The following is a 19,975-nucleotide window of genomic DNA, read 5'->3' on the forward strand; positions in this document are numbered from 1 at the left end:
TTTAATGAAAATCTCGAAGTTTCGTTTCGTAATAATCCTGGCTCTATTGGCAGTGATTAGCATATTCGCAGTCCAATCCGCAAAGGCACAAGATATCCAAAATAACAGCGGTGCAATTTGGACGACCGATGGCTCCTGTGGCGACGCATCACAGGATGTTAATCATTTCCAAAAAGGTCATTCCGTTTATATCAACGGAGACGGCTTTGATGCCGGTTCTTATGATTGGAAAATAACCGGTAATCCTGGTGGCGCTTCAGCAGACCCTGGCATCGTTGTTGCCTCAGGCACCGTTATCGTATACGATTCAGGCTCTTTCTGCTTCAATGCCTATACCATCAAGAACGATGATGGCGGCGAATACAGCGTCAAGGTTGGTAACAAAGGCGACAACTATCGTGTTGAATATGGCTCCCCCAGCGTTCAGGTAAATGTGAGCGGTGCTTGTTCATGGTCCGAACAGGGCGGCTCAGTTCGTTCCGTCTCTCTGACCATTGATGGCGCTAGCGTCACAATCCTCAAAGATGGCGGCGGAAGTTATGGTCCGTTCACATCCTCTACAAGCATCAATCTGCCAGCCGGCTCTTACACCTATACCTACACAGCTACCATAGGCTTTACTGGCAGCGGAAGAGGCGGTTTTACCGTCACTGAATGTCCCGATGCCTCCGCATCTGTCACACCCGACGTCTGCCGTTGGGATGACCAAAATCAAGTCTCAATAAATAGCGTTGTACTCACTATCTCCAATGCAGTTGTAACCATCTCCGATACCAATGGTGTGGTCGGTGTCTATTCCTCCTCTCAGACAGTAACCCTTCCTGAAGGTTCCTACACTTACACCTGGGTAGCCGCACAAGGCTATAAGGGCAGCGGTTCCGGCTCCTTCTCTCTGATTAGTTGTGAACCCGGTAAGGGCGATGTCTCAGTGGATGTGGGCGAATGTAGCTTTGATCAGCAAGAAGGCTCACTTATCAATGTTGCGTTAACTATTCAGAACGCCACTCTGACCATTGATGGCAAGGATTACACCACCTCCCAGACAATCAAGCTCGCTCCTGGCACCTATAACTACTCCTGGACAGCAACAGAAGGCAACACAGGTTCCGGCAGCGGTTCCATCACAGTCTATGGTTGTGAACCCGCATTCGCAGGCGTCGATCTGGGTGCATGCAGTTGGGATGGTCAGGCTTCATCCACTTCTGCCACCCTCACAGTGACTGGCGCCACCCTGGTTATCAAATCCGGCGAAACCGTATTTGGCACCTATGGCCCCGGCACCCACAATGTTTCCTTCCCCGAAGGATCCTACACCTATACCTGGACAGCTAATGAGAACTTCACCGGTTCTGGCTCTGGCTCTTTCTCCGCTGTAAGTTGTGAACCCGGCAAGGCCGATGCCTCTGTTGATGTTGGTACCTGTGCCTATAATGACGGCCAGTCCCTGACCACCGTCTCCATCTCCATCAGCAATGCTGTGTTGAGCATCGATGGCAAAGAATACACTGAAGCCGCTGTTCTCAAGCTCGCTCCCGGTGATTATGCTTATGCTTGGAAGGCCGTAGATGATGGCTTCGAGGGCTCAGGTGAAGGCGTTATCACCATTGGGGCTTGCACCCCGAAAACCACCACAGACCCGGATGTCCCCGCTGGTGGCTTAGGCCCCTCCGTGGTCAACAGCCTGGCCCCCATTCTGGCCGGTGTCGTAGGATTAGGCGTCGCCTCAATCTTCGTCATCAAAGGTAAAAAAGAGAACTAAGCAAGTCAAACAAATAAACTAAAGCAACCTATATGTACCCGGCTTTCCTATAGTAGACTTTGGGACGGCCGGGTACTAAAATATAACAAGATGAAACGATCAATCCTTTACCTTTTCTTATTATTAACTTTTCTTCTCGCCGCATGCAGACCGGCAGCGTCTCAAAACGCGCCTATGTATAGCCGAGAAGATCTTGTGGGCTCAAGCGCAGCAACTGCCACAAGCTCACCACCGGAGAATCAAGCTCCGGCCACAACAGAAGAGGCCACCGCCGCTCCCACCGAGAACGTCATCACCCCTACCCCAACCGAGAATCCCTTTGCCACACTCTATGACTGTGACATGAAACTCGAATTTGTTTCAGGGCCACTGGAGTCAAAAACCACAGAATTCAAAGTGTTAGGTCAGGATTACTTTGTTGAAAAAGAGGATAAATTTGACCCAGGCAAAGGCACGAGTATTTATTACCAATTCCAGCATTATTTCATTTTGCACTCTTCCTATGTCAATGGAAATGTCTTGCGCCCCATGGAAGCAGAATTCATCCGGAAATATCTCGAATATTGGGGAGAATCGGGGTCGCAATACATTCAGGGGCAAATCGAATCTCTGATTGGAACTGAGGTCAATTGGGTTTGTGATGGTCAGGTAATCTTCAACACAAAAATCGATGGCATCACCCGGCTCTCGCACGAAGCCAGCCAGGACCTCTGGGTAAACCCTGATAGCCTGGTACAAATTCTGATGAACAAAGAGGGAATTGAATCAGAATGGATTGGTGGAATGCTCCCCACAACAGAGCCACATCTCTATGTCGCCTTTTGTGGTTGGGGGCCTGCCTCACTGGATGCAGGCAGATACACATATTTCCGCTATGTACTTAGGTTTATCATCCAATAATTGCCCATATTAATATCCAGATTAATTATCACCAATTCAATTTAATTGTATTTTTATTCGCACTCCCCTATATAATAACAATAATAACCGTCCGATCCCACCAGGGCACCTCATTTTTAATATTATTTAATTCTTTCGCTAACTATTGCGCATTTTGTTGAATTTTCGCTAATATTTTCACGCGGTTCCATAATTCATATATCCGAATCATTACACTGAGATTAATATAGCATTAATCTCTATTGACTATACACTGTCGAAATGTTTATAATATTGTTAAGATTTAGATGAGTCCGTCTAATGTACACCGTTAGATTTCACTAAGTATTGGGATTACTATGCGAGGAGACGCAAAATGAAATCTGGGAAAATCAAGTTATTGTTTTTAATCAGCACTCTTGTGCTGGTGATGATCGTCGGAACGACTGCTGTGTTCGCACAGGACGAAGATCGCACACCAGGCAGTGGCGCCATCTGGACCACAGATGGTTCTTGTGGAGATTTATCACAAGATGTCAACCATTTCGCTCGCGGTCATCATGTTCATATCAATGGCAGCAACTTTGACCCTGGAGAGTACGAATGGGCCATTACAGGAAATCCCGGTGGTTCTTCTGCGGACCCGGGTATAGCCGTGGCATCTGGCACCTATACCGTCGGCTCAAGTGGTGCGTTCTGCTTTGACGCATACACTGTTGCAAATGACGATGGCGGCGAATACACCGTCGACTTTGGCAGGAAAAACGACAACTATCGCGTTGAGCCTGGCGAAGCTACCGTAAGTATTGGCGTCGCTGGCTGTGCCTGGACCCCCACTGGTGGTTCAATCCGTGCAGTGAACCTCACGATCAATAATGCCATTCTAACGATTAATGGTGTCGGTGTATTCAGTTCTTCTCAAACAATCAACCTCCCGGCGGGTGTTTACACCTATGAATGGGAAGCAGTTAATAAATTCTTTGAAGAAGTAGGTGAAACATCTGGCTCCTTCATCGTGGAAGAGTGTCCCCCAGCATCAGTTACAGTTGTACCCCAAACCTGTTCTTGGGATGAGCTCGAAGGTTCCTCCACAGACGTGGTTTTGACAATCAGCAACGCAATTCTGACGATTGACGGGGTCGGTACATTCACATCGTCTCTTACAATCAACCTGACACCAGGAACTTATAACTACTCCTGGATTGCCAATCCTGGCTACTCAGGCAGTGGTTCCGGCTCCTTCACGCTTCTTGAGTGTGAGCCCGGCAAAGCCGATGCTGCAGTTGATGTGGGTGGTTGTACTTGGGATGCCCAAAACGGCTCACAAATCAACGTCACTCTCACACTCGAAAATGCGATTCTGACCATTGATGGTCAGGACTATAGTACAAGCCAAACCATCAAACTTTCCCCCGGCACCTACCCATATACCTGGGTCGCTGCACCATCCTACACAGGAAGCGGCAGTGGGTCCATCACTATATACGGTTGTGAACCTGCCTCAGTTTCGGTTGAAGTTGGTGCCTGTGAGTGGAATGGCGAACTATCCATGACACCGGTGTACATCACTGTCAATGGCGCAACTCTCAAGATCTATGAAGGCGCTACACTAGTTCATACATACGGCCCCGGTTCATATACAATTGATCTGTCAGAAGGATCATACACCTACACCTGGACAGCCAATGAAAACTACACTGGCTCAGGTTCCGGCTCCTTCTCAACAGTCAACTGTGAGCCCGGCAAATCTGATGCCGCTGTTGAAATTGGCGCATGTGTCTATGCTGATGGACAATCCTGGACAACCGTTGTGATCACCGTCAGCAACGCAAGACTGACCATTGACGGCAAAGAATACATCGAAAACGCCGAATTGAAGTTCCTCCCCGGTGACTATCCATATAGCTGGGTAGCCATCAACGATGACTTCCAAGGCTCAGGCGAGGGTGTGCTCACAGTTGGGGCCTGCAAACCCAAAGAAGAGCAACCCGATGTTGCAGCTGGTGGTCTTGGGCCATCATTCATCGCTACTGCTGCCCCAGCCATACTCACCATTTCCGGTCTTGGTTTAGCCTGGGTGCTGATCAAGAACCGCACCAAGAAAACAAACTAAGCCCGTTGTAGAATAACCAGACCCGGTGTCACTCCAATCACCAGATTGCCTGACACCGGGTCTTTTACTGTTATGAAACGACTTCGTTCACTCCCATCAATGCTCTCCATCGGCATGCTGATATTCAGCCTGCTGACTGGCTGTTCAAAGGAACCGCCGATTTCTTCAGGGTCGAACAGCCAAATTCAAACACCCACGACGATCTCCATCAATGAAAATGAAGCCCGAGTTACCGTTTCTGATAATGACGAAGTACTCTCAACAACCGCCGAACCCACACCCACAACTCGCCCATTTCCCTATATATATAATTGCGAAATGCAAATGGATTTTATTTCCGGCCCATTGGAGGGAAAAGGAAACAAATTCACTATCCTGGGTCAAGAATATTTCGATGATAAAGGGGACTTGTTCTTTCCAGGCGAAAAAACTGCTGTCTTTTATGATGGCCCAAAATACCTGATCCTTCATTCCGCATTTCAAAATGGCAACGTACTCAGGCCCCTTGAAGCCGAATTCATCCGCCATTACCTCGAATATTGGGGCGAATCAGGCACTGACTATATCCAGGCGAAAATTGACAGCCTGATCGGCTCAGAGATGACATGGACTTGCAATGGTCAGGTATTATTTAGGACTAAAGTGAAAGAAATCATCCGCCTGTCAGCGGTTGCATCAGAAGAATTATGGCAGGATCCAATTTATCTGCGTCAAATCCTGATCCGCCAGGAGGGTCTCGTGTCCGAGTGGGTAGGCGAAATGGATCCCTATTTCATGGATACCTTCTATTTGGGATTTTGCGGTTGGGGGCCGGAGAGTTCCGGTGATGAGCGCTACACCTATTACCGCTATCTGATCAACTTTGACATGATCTATGATTATTAAAAAGGTGCTGCATCAACGATACAGCACCTCGTTTTCCCTCAAAACAAACTAATTTCTAAATTTGCAGTTCGGTTCCCGCTAGCTTTTCAATCACACCCAAAACAGCTGAATTATCCAAATCGCGCATTCCCATTTCCATCATCGCGTTAAATAATTGGGTATGAATGGCTGCCGAAGGCAGTGGGATCCCATATTCACGGGCGGTATCCATCACAATGCCCAGGTCTTTGGCTTGCATATAGGCTTTAAAACCAGGCTGACGGTTGCCGGCGAACAATCGCTGTGGTTTATTATCCAGTGTCCAGCAGCCCGCCGCTCCACCACGGATGGCTTCAACGACTTTCTCCGGATCAGCACCGGCCTTCTGCGCAAGGATCAACAATTCACCCATTGCCACCATTTGAGCGGCTACCATGATCTGATTGGCAGCCTTCGCAATCTGCCCATCCCCCAGTCCGCCGACATGCGTGATCGTTTTGCCCATTGCTTTCAATACAGGCATTGTCTTCGCCAGGGCTTCTTCTGGCCCACCGACCATAATCGTCAATGTGCCATTAAGCGCACCAACATCGCCCCCGCTCACCGGTGCATCCAACATTAAAATACCTTTTTCAGCCAGCTTGTTACCAACGTACCGGGCAGTGGCGGGTTTGATGGTTGAATTATCAACATAAATTAATCCCACGCGTCCCCCCTCAATAATTCCATGCTCGCCAAGAGCGACCAGGTCCACATCGGGTGAATCCGGAAGGTTTGTAAACACAATATCGACCTGAGCGGCGACTTCCGCAGGTGAGTGAGCTTCAATTGCCCCTTCTGCGACCAGTTCATGCACGCTTTCCCTACTGCGGTTATGAACCACCACCGGATATCCCGCCTTGAGGACATTCCTCGCCATCGACTTTCCCATAATCCCTAAACCAATATATCCAATCTTCAGCGACATTGTACATTCCTCTCTACTCATATGGTCGTTTATAACCTGTCAATACAGGAATCCGTATTATCCTAAAATGATTGATACAGCCTAACGTTTTCCAAATCATTATACTGGACAAAGCTCGAGGGTTCCCGATCCAAGTCAAGGATTCAAGCTTCTGGAAAGGCCATCAGAATGGGAGAATGGGTGGCGATGATGAGCTAACTATCTCTTTGAGACATCTTTTTGAGTTACCTCTTTTGTCAAGCCTACCTTTTTCAAGAAAATCAACTTAGGTAACAAATTCACATCAGGATACTCGTTGGAGATCTCAGTACTCCCGTGTCGCGGAGAAAAATTGTTATTTCCTTCTAGGTTAATTACCATAATGCAATAACCCTCTCGCTCGAGAAAATGATAATTGACCGCCCATATTTTTTCCGCGCCAACCTTAAAATTAAAGTCAAAGGCCCTCAGCGGTAGAGGGCCTTATCCTAAGAGAGATATCAAAAATATTGAAATTATTCGATGACTGCCTCTGCAGGAATAACGACTGTACCATTAACCATCACGTCACTCACGGGGCACCGAGACTTGACGAAGACCATGAATTCAGCAATTTCCTCAGGAGAAGATGTGGATTTGATGTGAGGGGTCAAGCGAACCTCCTGGAAGCCATTCCGAACGCCGGGTTTGCCTTTGAGGAAACCATCAGGATCAAGATCGCCCTCCAGCTCTAACCAGAAGTCCTGCAGATCAATTTTCTTAGCTTTGGCAAAAGCCGATGCGACAATCGTCATACAACCGCCCAGTGCGGCCAAAAGAGCCTCAACGGGGTTCATGCCGGTGTCGGAGCCGCCCAACTCTTTCGGTTCATCCATACGTACGGTGAAATCACGGACCTGGTTATCAACCTGTAAACCACTAACCAATTTGCTTGTTGCTTTGAATGTCACTACTGCCATTTTTTCAACTCCTAAATAACACTAATAGTAAGTAATAATTTGTGATTTTATTCACAACCGAAATTTTACCAACCTGAACCAGACAAGTCAATTCGATATTTGCAAATAAGGATAAAGTTCACTAACCCAGTAGTATCATTAAAGTCCGGATTACTGCCATATGTCACTAAAAACGGAGAGATTGCCCCTCCGTTTATTATCAAAATTGAATGACAGTTAATTGACCCGAAAGACTAAACCCTGCTCCCAGGCGTATACCGCAGCCTGGGTGCGGTCAGCCAGTTGAAGTTTGCTAAGAATATTGCTGACATGCCCTTTGACGGTATTTTCAGAGATGAACAAATCCGCTGCAATATCGCTATTGGACATCCCCCGCGCAATCAATCGCAGCACTTCCATCTCACGATTAGTCAACTCGGTAAATGGATTAAAAGGTGCGCCTCTGGCTCCATTAATCTCCTGAATTACCCGCTCTGCGACCCTTGGATGGAGAACAGCTTCACCACGTGATGCCTTTCGGATCGCGTCTGCCAGATCATCCATCATCACATCCTTTAACACATAGGAGATAGCACCGGCTTGAAGAGCGGGGAAAATAAACTCATCCTGATGATAGGAGGTCAGCACCACAATCTGAGTCCTTGGAGTAATATCCTTGACCTTACGGGTAGCTTCCACCCCACCCATGCCGCTCATCACCAGGTCCATCAGCATGACATCCGGCAGGTATTCCATGGCAGCCTCAACAGCCTCCTCTCCTGAAGAGGCTTCCCCGATCACCCGAAAATCCGGCTGTGAATCAAGGTACGCGCGCAATCCCTGTCTGACTACTTCATGGTCATCGACAAGAAGAATTGATATTTTCCTGGATATCATGTCATATCTCCAACTGTGTATAGGGATATTTTAATATAATCTTGGTGCCAACGCCAATCCGACTGTCAATGCTGAGTTCACCGCCGATAAGTTCAGCTCGTTCTCTCATGGATTTCAGACCCATCCCAGATTTCGTCGATTGATCTACAGTGAACCCGATCCCATCATCACGGATGGTCAACAACAAAAAATCTGTGCGGAAATTAAAGACCAGATCAACTTTTGTCGCATGGCTATGCCAGGCCACATTAGCTAACCCCTCCTGGATAATCCGAAATACGGATTTTTCAGCTTCAAGAGGGATATTGCGCTCCCCACGGACATGGGTACTGATCTCAATGTCATACCGGTTGCACCAATCTTCGGCATAGTCCTTTACGGCAACGATCAGACCTTTCCCTTTCATCGCCACAGGACGCAATTCCTGAATAAGATCGGTCAGTTCCTGACGGACCTTCCCAATCAGGATTTCAGCCTGGTCCAAATGGCCAGCAGCCCGATCCGGATCGGAACTAAAGCGTACTTTTGCAGCCGCAAGCTGAGCGGAGGCAGCAAAAGCCTGTTGCTTGACACTGTCATGAAGGTCTCTGGCCAGCCGATTCCGCTCCTCCAGGATTGATATCTCCTGGCGGCGATCCAGAAGGTTTTCCAATTGTTCTGCCATGGTATTAAGGTCATTTCCTAATTTGCCGATTTCGTCATCATGTTTATCACGAATTATTGCTGAAAAATCACCACGTGACCAAGAATGCGCTGCCTGAGAGACATTAGAAAATCGTTTTGTGAGTCCATTAGCTGTCAGCATGCCAAACAGCGAGCCAATGATCCCGGCAAATAAGGTGAATATCAATAAAGATCGGGCAATATAGAGTGATATTTCCTTTAGCGGCAGAAATTCCCAAGGGAAAGTTTTGGTTGTAAAAACGATCACACCCACCAGGTTATATTCCAGATCCAAAATTGGCTTATCGGCAATTGGCGGTGTTTCCGATAAAGGTGCTTCATAGCGAAACACCGGGATTGCGCCAACAATCCTATGGCCCGGTTCAATCTTGGCATATAACAGATTCCAATCCTCCTCACCTCGGAGAGCGGCCCTGAGTGGGTCAGCCAATCCCGGCAAGTAATCATAGGGAATCTCAGTGCCGACATCTTCATCAGGCACAATATCATTCGGAATGGCTGTCACCAGGGTGCGATCTGACAGCAAATAATAAAAACTCAGAAAATCCTTTGCCTTCATCTGTAGTTCTAGATTGCCAAAGATCAGTAAAGGCTTGGTTTCAATCACCGAACCCTGAAAATCTTCAAGATATGCCCTGGCCCCATCCACGTCAGGTGGATCCTCTGAGAAAAACTCCCTCACCTGGGGAATCCATTCAGCGCTCAGGTTTGTGATCAATGTTTCAGGCGTCAAGTCCAAATTTTTCACAAAATAGGACATCAACATAACGCTAATAACGATCTCGGCCACCAACAACGCGGCGATCGTTACGACGGCATAACTCATGGTGAGGCTCCAGCGTAAGCTGCGAAACGATAGACTGAAATGCTGGAGAATCGCCTTAAGTTTAGGCTTGCTCTGATTGAGTTGTAGTGGTTCTTCAATTTTCATGAACAAATAACCCGAGGATATTACTCATTTAAATGAGCGCAATGAATGTGATTTCCTTAATATAGTCCTATTTTACATGTAATTTCAATATTTTAAACCATCCTGCGGTAGGGTATGAAATCATCCGAGCGTGTAATGTTATAAAAAATGGATTGATATAAGATAGTTCCAGAGAGCACTCTATCAACCATTTTTATTTGAATTGATATGGAGAAGCTTTTACGAAAATTTAGGCAAAACACCTCGGAGTGCAGTCCAAGGTGTTTCTAAAAAGCATTGGCGCAAAAAACAAAAATCATGCTCTCTGCAGTTAAGTATAGAACAGCATCTTCTCCTAATCAATAGCCATGACATCTGAACTGAGTTTGGAAGATTGGAGGTGAAAAACCAAAATAGAAGGATAACGATCGGATACCTTTCAATTCGTTTTTTACGTTTTTAGGAGAAGATACAAATGAAAAAAAAGAGACTCTTTATTTTCCTGAGCATACTCCTCGTCGCGAGCTTCATTCTGACGGCTTGCCAGAGTGCCACCCAGGAACCCCAGCAGGTCGAGACGGAAGTCGTCGAGACAGAGCCCGCTGAGGTTGAAACCAGTGAGCCTGAAGTAGTTGAGGAACAGGAATTGGATGTCTATCGAATTGCCATGCTGGCTGATATGACCAGTTCCAATGTCTGGAACCTGTTTGGCCCTGGCGCTTCGACCTATAACTACGTCGTTCAGGCGCAATACTGGCCAACCCTTTATGGTACCGGCGACCAAAGACTTGACCTGGTACCCTTCTTGGCTGCCGATTTCGCCAGCCCCATCGAGGAAGAAGGCGACTTCTTCGTTTCAACCGTTGTCCTCAAGGATAATTTCCTCTGGTCAGATGGTTCCGAGGTCACAGCCGAAGACATTGCTTTCACCGCTCAGGTCATCAAAGATTTCGAACTCGCAGGTAACTGGACCTATTATGTGAATAGCGTGGATCATATCGAAGCTATCGATTCAAAGACAGCGAAGATCTACTACGCCATCCGCCCCGGCCTGGCAAACCATGAATATGGCACCCTTCAGGACCCCATCGTTCAAAAAGCCTATTGGGAACCCGTTTTGGCCGATGCTTATGCCGCAGTCGAAGCAGCTCGAGAGTTTGAAGTTGACAGCGATGAATATACAGCCGCTATGGCTGAAGCACAACAGATCATCTACAGCGTTCCCGCTGATGGCGAACCTGTGGCTGGCCCCTTCATCTTTGACCAATGGGAAGTTGGCGCATTTGCTGAGAACTCAGAGAATAGCGACTATTTCTTCAAGGGTACTATGATCGAACTCTACGATGACGGTACCTATCATGAGTATAAAGGTGACGAATGGGATTTCACAGCTTATGGTGAAGGTACCGGCAACGTAATTCTCTCCTTTGAAAGTGGTCCCCATGCAAAAGCCGTCGTTTACAGCATCTATAACCAGGATGCAGCCGTATTAGCCCTCTTGAACGGCGAAGTAGATTATATCTATAACCCCAATGGCTATGGCCCCGGCCTGCGCGCTCAACTGGATGGACATGCTGATGTTGATGTTGTTGAAAATGCTCGAAATGGCTTCCGTTTCATGGCCTTCAACTTCGAACATGCTCCCATGGATGATATCGCTGTTCGTCAGTCTATCGCCTGTATGGTTGACCTGGAATTCCTAACCACAAACGTTCTGCAGGGCGCTGCACTCCCCGTCTACACTCCTGTTCCCGTTGGACAGGCCTATTGGTTCAACCCGGACGTTCCGATCCTCTGCGAAGGCTACACTGAGCAGGAACGGATGGAATGGGCTGTCAATCGCCTTAGCGAAGCTGGCTATACCTGGGATACCGAACCTACTTGGAACACAGATCGTGGCGGCTCCATTGACTGGGGCGTTGGGTTAAAGATGCCTGATGGCGAATATGTTCCCGAATTGACCCTTCTGGCTCCCTCCGCTGGTTACGACCCCTTGCGGGCAACCGCTGGCGTGCTCATTGAACAGTGGGCTTCCAGTATCGGTTTCCCCGTCCGGGCGCAGTTGACCAACTTCAACAACATTCTTAATGAAACCTTAGGTGGCGGTGGCAATTGGGATATGTCCGTAGCTGGCTGGAACTTAAGTCTGTTCCCAGACCATATGTGTGACTTCTTCCTCTATGAATGGGGTGGTGTTTTTGCCTTCACCGGCTTCACCAGTGACCGCTTATCTGAGCTTTGTGTCGATTTCAAATCAACAAATGATTTGGAACATGCCAAGGAAATTGGTTATGAAATGCAGACCATCCTGGCAACTGAGATTCCCTATATGTACCTCTTTGCGAATCCGGTTCAGGATGCCTACAACGTTTCCAATGTTGCCTTCCCCTATCTTGAGGTTTTAGGTGGCTTGGAAACCCTGTACGGTTTACAGCTCAACGTTTACTCTGCTGAGTAATCGCATCGTCGAATAATCAACAACCTTCGGGGAGGGGAGCTCTTCCCCTCCCCGGATTGGTTAATTTCACTTGAAACTGGCAGGCAATCATGAAAAAGTACATTTTCCGCCGTGTTATTCAGATCTTATTTACGCTGATCATTTTTCAAACACTGCTTTTTGTGATCCTGGATGCTCAACCAGGAGATATCACAAACCTTTACCTCACAAACCCAAAAGTCACGCCTGAAATCCGCGATCAAATGCGTGTCATTCTGGGATTGGATAAGCCACCGGTCATCCGGTATTTCCAATGGCTGGGCAATTTCGTCAGAGGCAATTTAGGCGTGTCCTTCAGTAATTATCCCCGCCCTGTCATGGATATCATCCTGGAACGAGCACCCCGGACATTGGCCCTATTCCTTACCAATCAGATCATCTCGTTCCTATTAGGCTATTTCTTGGGCAAACAAATGGCCTGGCACCGGGACACCTTCTTCGAATATGGCATGACAATTGTCGGTGTGATCCTCTTCACAATATTCACTCCCTGGTTCGGACTGATGATGATCTATCTATTCGGGATCAAGCTCCAGTTATTGCCCATCGGGAAATTCCTCGATCCAAGTCTGTGGCGCAATGTTGAAGTGCCCGCCAATACGATCTTTTATTACATGATCCTCACGGCCGTCATCGCTGGTTTGGTCTATGTCGCCATCATCTTGCTCACCCGTAAAACCAGCCGGACCCTCCGTCAAGTTATCCAATTCGGTGGTTTCCTCGGTTTGATCGGCCTGGTTGTTCTGGCCTGGAGCCTTACTCCTTATGGCTACCTTGCTGTGGACATTCTCAAGCACATGATCTTGCCGGTTACGGTTTCCACTTTGGTTTCTTTTGCTGGGACAATGCTCCTGATGCGCAATACAATGCTCGAAACCTTACGGGAAGACTTCGTCATGGCAGCCAGAGCTAAAGGCCTCTCGGAACACGTCGTGCGGGATAAGCACGCTGCCCGGAATGCTTTCCTGCCGGTCTTCACCAACCTCATTATCGGCATCCCCTTTGCCCTGAGCGGTGGGATCATCACCGAGACGATCTTCTCCTGGCCTGGCATGGGGCTGACCCTCTTGCAAGCGGTCAATCTCGAAGACATCCCTTTGGCGATGGGCACCTTAAGCTTTGTCGGTGTTTTAGCACTCTCAGCTCACCTGATAGCCGATGTCGCCTATGCCTTCCTCGATCCACGCATTCGATATCAATAGGAGGCCGAAATGCAAGCAACTTCAATTCAACCCAATATAAAAGTTCCACTCTGGCGGGTACGCCTCCGCTTGGCCTGGAAATCATTCAAATCCAATTGGAAACTCTTTGTCCATAACCCAATTGGCGTCATTGGCCTGGTCATTATCCTGATCTTCGCTCTGATGGCTTTCTCCCATCCCATTTTGATGAAATATGTTTGGGAACCCAAGGTTTATGACCCAGTCATCGGCTATGACATGGAGATTTTTGTCCATCCCTCCCCACCCTCTGCCCGTCATATTTTAGGAACAGATCCTCTGGGTCGGGACATCCTTAGCCAGCTGCTTTACGGCACCCGATTTAGTTTTATCCTGGGGATTTCTTCAGCGCTGATCTCAGTGATCATCGCCACAACGATTGGAGCGGTATCTGCCTATTATGGCGGGGTCGTGGACATGATATTCATGCGACTGGCGGATGTCATCACGATGCTGCCTTTCATAGCCATTCTGGTGGTGCTATCCGCCCTATGGGAGTTCACTGGTTTCACGCTAGCCCTGGTCTATGGTCTCCTGGTTGGCTTTGGCGGCCAAACCATTGTCATCAAATCCCAGGCGCTCAGTATCAAGGTAAAACCTTATATCGAATCGGCAAGGGCCTCCGGTGGTGGTGATTGGCACATCATCCTGACCCATATGTTACCGAACTTACTGCCGATCTCCTTCCTCTTCATGATGTTCACGGTCACCAACGCCGTTTTCGCCGAGGCTGCCCTTTCTTTCTTCGGTCTGCTGAACATCAGAATGAGCTGGGGCATCATGATCAACACGGCCCAAGCTGCAGGCTATTTGCTGGCAGGTCCCGATTATCTCTACTTGCTCCTGCCGGCCGGCTTAGCCATCACATTACTCTGTTCAGCTTTCTATATGGTCGGTCGGGCAATGGATGAAATCGTCAACCCTCGCCTGCGGGAACGCTAGATTGGAGAAGAACATGACAGACCAAATGCTTCAGGTAAACGACCTGACAATGCACTATAAGACCTCCAAAGGAGAAGTATCAGCCGTCAACAACGTCAGCTTTGTGGTTGGAAAAGGCCAATCTTTAGGATTGGTCGGCGAATCGGGGTGCGGGAAGACCTCCATCGCCTTCTCCCTGCTTCGGCTCCTGCCGGATAACGCTGTGATCAAAAGCGGCGATATCATCCTTGATGGTGACAATATCACCGGTATGGATAAGAAGGAACTGCTCAAAATCCGCTGGAAGGGCATCTCGATGGTTTTCCAGGCGGCAATGAACGCCCTCAATCCCATCTTTACGGTTGGCGATCAAATCATCGAAGCGATCCAGGTTCATAACCCGGAAGTAAACGTCAATGACGCCAAGCTCAGAGTAGCTGATCTATTCACCCTTGTGGGCCTCGACCCCAAATTGATGGACCGCTACCCCCACGAGTTTTCCGGCGGCATGCGCCAACGGGCTGTGATTGCCATGGCCCTGGCTTGCCACCCCAAATTGATCATCGCTGATGAACCCACAACCGCTCTTGACGTCATCGTTCAGGATCGGATCCTATCGCAGCTCAAAGAGATCCAGGAACGTCTGGATATGAGCATGATCTACATCTCTCATGATATCGCTGTGATCGCTGAAGTGAGTGACCGGATTGGCGTGATGTATGCCGGACGGATGGCAGAACTGGCTGATGCGGATGAAATCTTCAAACGCCCCATCCACCCCTATACCTATGCCTTGATGGGTGCCTTCCCCAGCATCAAAGGGGCCAAGAAAACCCTGACAACCCTGCCTGGTGAACCGCCAGACTTGCTCAACCCACCCAGCGGCTGCCGGTTCCACCCACGCTGCCCTCGGGCCACCGTCCAATGCCGGCAGGAGACACCTCCCTTCATTGAACACAGTCCCGGTCATTTTGCCGCATGCTGGCACCCCATGGAGGTCGAAAATGAGTGAAATGCAAAGCCTCGTACAAGTAAAACATCTGGTGAAGAAGTTCCCGGTTAGCGCTGGTCTCTTCCAATCCTCGAAATCCTTCATCCACGCTGTGGACGATATCAATTTTGAGATCGGTTTTGGCTCGTCCTTAGGCCTGGTCGGTGAATCGGGATGTGGAAAGACCACCACCGGTAAGCTGCTCACCCGCCTCTATGACCCCACTAGCGGTCAGATTGAAATCAACGATCCCAAGGCCGGGCAAGTTGACCTGGCGACCCTTAAGGGTAAGGACCTCAAGGACTTCCGCGGTCGGGTACAGATCATCTTCCAGGACCCCTATGAATCGCTGAACCCCCGCCGGACGATCTTTGATACGGTCTCCGAGCCATTGGTTGTGCAGGGACTGGGAAATATCACCCAACGCGAAGAACAGGTCGCCACATTATTAGAAACGGTTGGCCTTACACCCGCCTCCAGCTTCCTCTTCCGCTATCCCCACGAGCTCTCAGGTGGCCAGCGGCAAAGAGTCGCCATCGCCCGGGCTTTGGTCGTGAACCCATCCTTCGTGGTCGCAGATGAACCGACATCAATGCTTGATGTCTCGATCCGGATCGGTGTGATGCAGTTGATGATGGAACTGGCCAATGATATGGGCGTCAGCTATCTCTACATCACGCATGACCTCGCCGTCGCTCGCTATATGTGCCAGCGGATCGCTGTAATGTATATCGGGAAGATCATCGAAAAAGCGCCCACCGAAGAGCTCCTGTCTCATCCATTGCACCCTTACACGAGGGCCTTGATCTCTGCGGTACCGGTGCCCGACCCGGCGTTCCAGCGGCAAGCCATTCCGATTAAAGGCGGCGTTTCAGCGCCCATTGATCCGCCGAACCAATGCCGCTTCTACAGCCGCTGTCCCTTTGCAGATAACTTCTGCCGTGATAACCCCCACCCCCCTCTAGAAGATAAAGGCGGCGGACACTTTGTTGCCTGCTATAAAGTCTAACCCCCCTACCTCCAAGTAGGCAAAAAATCCCCACTCAAATGAGTGGGGATTAACTTTTTAATCTTTATCTTTGTTGAAGACAGGGCCATCAAAACAGGCCAGCCACCCGGGTGGCAAGGCCGGGTCCAGAGACTGTGGTACTTCACAACTGCCGCATAATCCCATCCCACAGCGCATCTGCGCCTCCCAGGAGAGCTGACTGGGCACATGATATTGCCTGGCCAACCCGGCAAGTGCAGAGAGCATCCCTGTCGGCCCGCAAGCAGCCAGTAAGTCCACCTCACCGGTCGCCAGGATTTCTTCCACCGCCAGCGTGATAAGTCCCTGCCTTCCGGCGCTGCCATCTTCAGTCATAAACTCAACCTGGCAGCCCAGGTCAGCGAAATCCTTGCCCAAAAGGAGCCCCTCTGCGGTCCTTGCGCCCAGGCAGGCCGTGACCTTTGCACTCTTTGTTCTCGCATCGTGCGCCAGCGCCAGCAAAGGTGCTGAACCATAACCGCCTCCAACCAGAAGCAAGTTATCGCCTTCAACCTGAAAACCGTGCCCTAACGGTCCTTTGATCCAAACCTTATCCCCTGGCTGCAATTGATGCAGGGCATGGCTGAAAGGACCGACATCCACCACCATCAGACTGAACGGCGCCATCCCGGCAATGCTGAACGGTTTTTCACCCACACCGGGCAGCCACGCCATCACAAACTGACCAGGTTCAGCCTCAATATCGCTATCAAATGTCAGCCACAAAGTTGAGTCGTTCAACCAGCGGGCAGAAGCCAGCCGAAAATTCCTAAAACCCTCTCGTATCATCGCAGCGCCTTGCCCTTTATCTCACTCAATGTGGCATAGCCATTATCCATCATGAAAGCCTTCATCTCCTCAGCAATCAGCTCAAATGCGTTCTCTCCCCGATACCAGAAAGCGGAGCCAACACCAACTGCTATCGCACCCGCCATCACCATCTCAATCGCATCCCGCCCGGTTAGCACGCCACCTGTCCCAATGATAGGCACGTCCACGGTTTTTGCAATCTCCGCCACGCATCGCAGGGCGATTGGTTTGAGCGCTGGTCCGGAAATGCCCCCGGTCTTGTTTGAAAGCACAGGCTGGGCTGCTTCCGGGTCAATCACCATACCCGGCATGGTGTTCACTGCCGTGATCGCATCCGCCCCGGCCGCAACCACCGCAGCCGCGATCCTGCCAATATCCGGCACATTCGGCGCCAGTTTGACCGCAATCGGGATCTCACCTACAGCCCTTTTCACGGCCTGGGTCACCGCTGCAGCCGTTTCAGGGATGGCAGCAAAAGGCGTTCCGAAATCATCGCGGACATTCGGGCAGGAGATATTCACCTCGATCAGGGCTGGTTTAGCGCCGGCAATCACCCCAGCCACCTGGGCAAATTCTTCCTCCGTCCCGGCAAAAATGCTGGCGAACAAAGGCACACCCATTTGCGCTAGTTCCTCGCGGGTAGCCGCCAGAAGATCCACTTCTTCCTCAGCTCCCGGATTGGTCAGCCCAATGGCGTTTAACAATCCATGCCCCCAGTCCACCATCACAGGGTTTGGATGTCCCGCGCGTGCTACCGGGCCACAGCTCTTGGCCGTGACAGCGCCCGCGCCGCCCAACGCCACACGCCTTAACAAAGTTGCACTGGTCCCCATCACGCCGGATGCCAGTACCAGAGGGTTTTTAAGCGTCAGTCCACAAAGTTCTATGGATAAATCAGGTTGGAAGGACAAACCTCACTCCTTACGAATCTCAATATTGACTATACGAATATATTTTCGGTTATTCACTCAAATTTCTTGCAAAATACATCAATCGCGGTAAAATTATATCCTAACTCCAGCGGGCGTCGCCAAGTGGTAAGGCAGTAGCTTCCCAAGCTACTATTCGCGAGTTCGAATCTCGTCGCCCGCTCAAAATAATCATAAACAGGACAAATTAACCTGAAAAACCACCTACACTACTGCAAATAGGTGGTTTTTTCATGCCTATCACCCCTAATTTTCAACATGATTGGGCAGTAACGGATTTTTATGTAAAAGCCCATAACTTGAGCTGATACTTAATCCTTACTTTTGCAGGATTTCTAAATTTGTTGCAAAGAAATCAGACTAATGACAAATGAGCGGCAAAAAGGTATTGTTGAAACTTTGGATCTCAATGGTCATTAATTCATTATCCTCCTGCCCAGGCATTCTCGACCCATCCGGTGCTGGTGTTGGTACGGCAGTAAGGGTATCGTAGTCATTATATTGGAGCTGCAATCCCAATACATCTCCACCTGTCAAGCAGAAATCATCAGAATCGCCGCTGCACAACGGAAACGCGAGTTCAACATGGTTATATCCGCCCTGCCTGGTCAGGTATCCCTGACCGTCTTGCTGGGTGTCCATTGAAGACCCACCGCTTGTATTGACATAATAAGCGTCACGTAATGGCGCGACAGAGTCTACCGTGATTTTATTCTCGCCTACCTCATAGAGCGCACCACTGTTATCATCGTCAAAATTTATTTCCAGGGTATCTCCGAGGATTCCATACCAGTCCCCTACGGTCAACTCATCATCATTGATGATGAAACCCAGGTATAGATTTTCCCAGTCCTGCATCACATACAGGGTTCCGGTCAAGCCCGTAGCGGAACCAACCATAACTTGAGCGTAAGAATCAGCCTCAGCCCACTCACTGGCATCAACGTTGCCATCAATGGTTGGCGTGCCATAACCGGGGATGAAATCGTAGAAGGATGCTGCTGAGACCGGGCTTTGCTGAGAGAGTGTGAACAGTAGAGACGTCGCAATAGCCATTAAACCTATTATTTTTACAATTGGCCCAAGAATTCTTGTAATAGTTCGTTTGGGATTAATCATCATTTGCTCCAATCAACTAGAGGCAAGAAGGATTGATTAAATCACGCAGTATTCGTAAACTGCTCACGAAAAGGCTATAAAATTGGTTTCTGCGATGAGGAATTATTCACTGCGGTTGAAGCACCTATAGCTATCAACTCGGGTGCCGACAGAGGAAATACTGATAAATACCAATAATCAACCTGCACACTTACTATTTCATTATAGTGTTTTTCCATTGTAGATTCAAAATAGTGAAAGGCATTACATTATTCATCACTACTGAAGAGCCCTCTCAAGGAACGAATCTCGATCTTAGATATCATCGTTGTCTGTTTGAATTGGATTAGATGTGATGAGGAAAGCTTCATAAAGATTGGTCCATTATTCAACCTTTATCAATTCTATCGTTCAAAATGCGCGAAGCGAAACGGAATAAGATTGCCAAATTATTCTGAGCAATTATGGGCTCCCCTCCCACTTCACAAATTA

General features: G+C 49.0%; 16 protein-coding genes and 1 tRNA gene. 10 read left to right on the forward strand and 7 right to left on the reverse strand.

Annotated elements, in window-relative coordinates; all coding sequences use genetic code 11:
* Nucleotides 1-4 precede the first annotated feature (4 nt).
* The 4 genes from JR338_03795 (at nucleotide 5) to JR338_03810 (ending at nucleotide 5,636) form a co-directional block, all read left to right on the forward strand.
* On the forward strand, nucleotides 5-1,759 hold the full coding sequence (locus JR338_03795) for a hypothetical protein (protein QRN83881.1): 1,755 nt from the start codon (nucleotides 5-7) through the stop codon (nucleotides 1,757-1,759).
* A 174-nt stretch (nucleotides 1,760-1,933) separates the two neighbouring features.
* A complete protein-coding gene (locus JR338_03800) occupies nucleotides 1,934-2,659 on the forward strand; it encodes a hypothetical protein (GenBank protein QRN83882.1) in 726 nt (241 codons plus the stop codon).
* Between the two features lie 355 nt (nucleotides 2,660-3,014).
* A complete protein-coding gene (locus JR338_03805; GenBank protein ID QRN83883.1) occupies nucleotides 3,015-4,751 on the forward strand; it encodes a hypothetical protein in 1,737 nt (578 codons plus the stop codon).
* 72 nt (nucleotides 4,752-4,823) lie between these two features.
* The gene (locus tag JR338_03810) at nucleotides 4,824-5,636 is read left to right on the forward strand and encodes a hypothetical protein (protein QRN83884.1); all 813 of its coding nucleotides are present in this window, start codon (nucleotides 4,824-4,826) and stop codon (nucleotides 5,634-5,636) included.
* A gap of 55 nt (nucleotides 5,637-5,691) precedes the next feature.
* Here JR338_03810 and JR338_03815 read toward each other — a convergent pair whose 3' ends face one another.
* From JR338_03815 to JR338_03830, 4 genes are all read right to left on the reverse strand, one after another.
* Nucleotides 5,692-6,582, reverse strand: a complete 891-nt coding sequence (locus JR338_03815) for an NAD-binding protein (GenBank protein ID QRN83885.1) — start codon at nucleotides 6,580-6,582, stop codon at nucleotides 5,692-5,694.
* Between the two features lie 494 nt (nucleotides 6,583-7,076).
* A complete protein-coding gene (locus tag JR338_03820; GenBank protein ID QRN83886.1) occupies nucleotides 7,077-7,520 on the reverse strand; it encodes an OsmC family protein in 444 nt (147 codons plus the stop codon).
* A gap of 216 nt (nucleotides 7,521-7,736) precedes the next feature.
* Nucleotides 7,737-8,396, reverse strand: a complete 660-nt coding sequence (locus JR338_03825) for a response regulator transcription factor (GenBank protein ID QRN83887.1) — start codon at nucleotides 8,394-8,396, stop codon at nucleotides 7,737-7,739.
* A gap of 1 nt (nucleotide 8,397) precedes the next feature.
* A complete protein-coding gene (locus tag JR338_03830; GenBank protein QRN83888.1) occupies nucleotides 8,398-10,011 on the reverse strand; it encodes a sensor histidine kinase in 1,614 nt (537 codons plus the stop codon).
* A gap of 454 nt (nucleotides 10,012-10,465) precedes the next feature.
* On the opposite strand from JR338_03830, the gene JR338_03835 reads away from it, so the two are divergent.
* The 5 genes from JR338_03835 to JR338_03855 all read left to right on the forward strand — a co-directional run bounded on the left by JR338_03835 (nucleotide 10,466) and on the right by JR338_03855 (nucleotide 16,628).
* Nucleotides 10,466-12,448: an ABC transporter substrate-binding protein gene (locus JR338_03835; protein ID QRN83889.1), complete on the forward strand. Its 1,983-nt coding sequence runs from the start codon at nucleotides 10,466-10,468 to the stop codon at nucleotides 12,446-12,448.
* Between the two features lie 89 nt (nucleotides 12,449-12,537).
* Nucleotides 12,538-13,689, forward strand: coding sequence for an ABC transporter permease (locus tag JR338_03840; GenBank protein ID QRN83890.1), 1,152 nt, complete (start codon nucleotides 12,538-12,540; stop codon nucleotides 13,687-13,689).
* Nucleotides 13,690-13,698: 9 nt separating this feature from the next.
* Entirely contained in the window at nucleotides 13,699-14,649 is a 951-nt protein-coding gene (locus JR338_03845) for an ABC transporter permease (GenBank protein QRN83891.1), read from the forward strand.
* 13 nt (nucleotides 14,650-14,662) lie between these two features.
* A complete protein-coding gene (locus tag JR338_03850) occupies nucleotides 14,663-15,640 on the forward strand; it encodes an ABC transporter ATP-binding protein (GenBank protein QRN83892.1) in 978 nt (325 codons plus the stop codon).
* Nucleotide 15,641: 1 nt separating this feature from the next.
* Nucleotides 15,642-16,628: an ABC transporter ATP-binding protein gene (locus JR338_03855; GenBank protein ID QRN84350.1), complete on the forward strand. Its 987-nt coding sequence runs from the start codon at nucleotides 15,642-15,644 to the stop codon at nucleotides 16,626-16,628.
* A gap of 57 nt (nucleotides 16,629-16,685) precedes the next feature.
* On the opposite strand, the gene JR338_03860 is transcribed toward JR338_03855, so the two are convergent.
* Entirely contained in the window at nucleotides 16,686-17,435 is a 750-nt protein-coding gene (locus JR338_03860) for a dihydroorotate dehydrogenase electron transfer subunit (GenBank protein QRN83893.1), read from the reverse strand.
* Nucleotides 17,432-18,343, reverse strand: a complete 912-nt coding sequence (locus tag JR338_03865) for a dihydroorotate dehydrogenase (protein QRN84351.1) — start codon at nucleotides 18,341-18,343, stop codon at nucleotides 17,432-17,434. The genes JR338_03860 and JR338_03865 overlap by 4 nt, the downstream gene beginning before the upstream one ends.
* Nucleotides 18,344-18,476: 133 nt before the next feature.
* Between JR338_03865 and JR338_03870 the strand changes: the two genes are divergently transcribed.
* A tRNA-Gly gene (locus JR338_03870) sits at nucleotides 18,477-18,548 on the forward strand.
* Nucleotides 18,549-18,745: 197 nt separating this feature from the next.
* On the opposite strand, the gene JR338_03875 is transcribed toward JR338_03870, so the two are convergent.
* Complete coding sequence (locus tag JR338_03875) at nucleotides 18,746-19,441, reverse strand: hypothetical protein (GenBank protein QRN83894.1); 696 nt, start codon at nucleotides 19,439-19,441, stop codon at nucleotides 18,746-18,748.
* Nucleotides 19,442-19,975: the final 534 nt, after the last annotated feature.

The sequence above is a fragment of the Chloroflexota bacterium genome (assembly GCA_016887485.1).
In the GTDB taxonomy this organism is placed as follows: domain Bacteria; phylum Chloroflexota; class Anaerolineae; order Anaerolineales; family Anaerolineaceae; genus Brevifilum.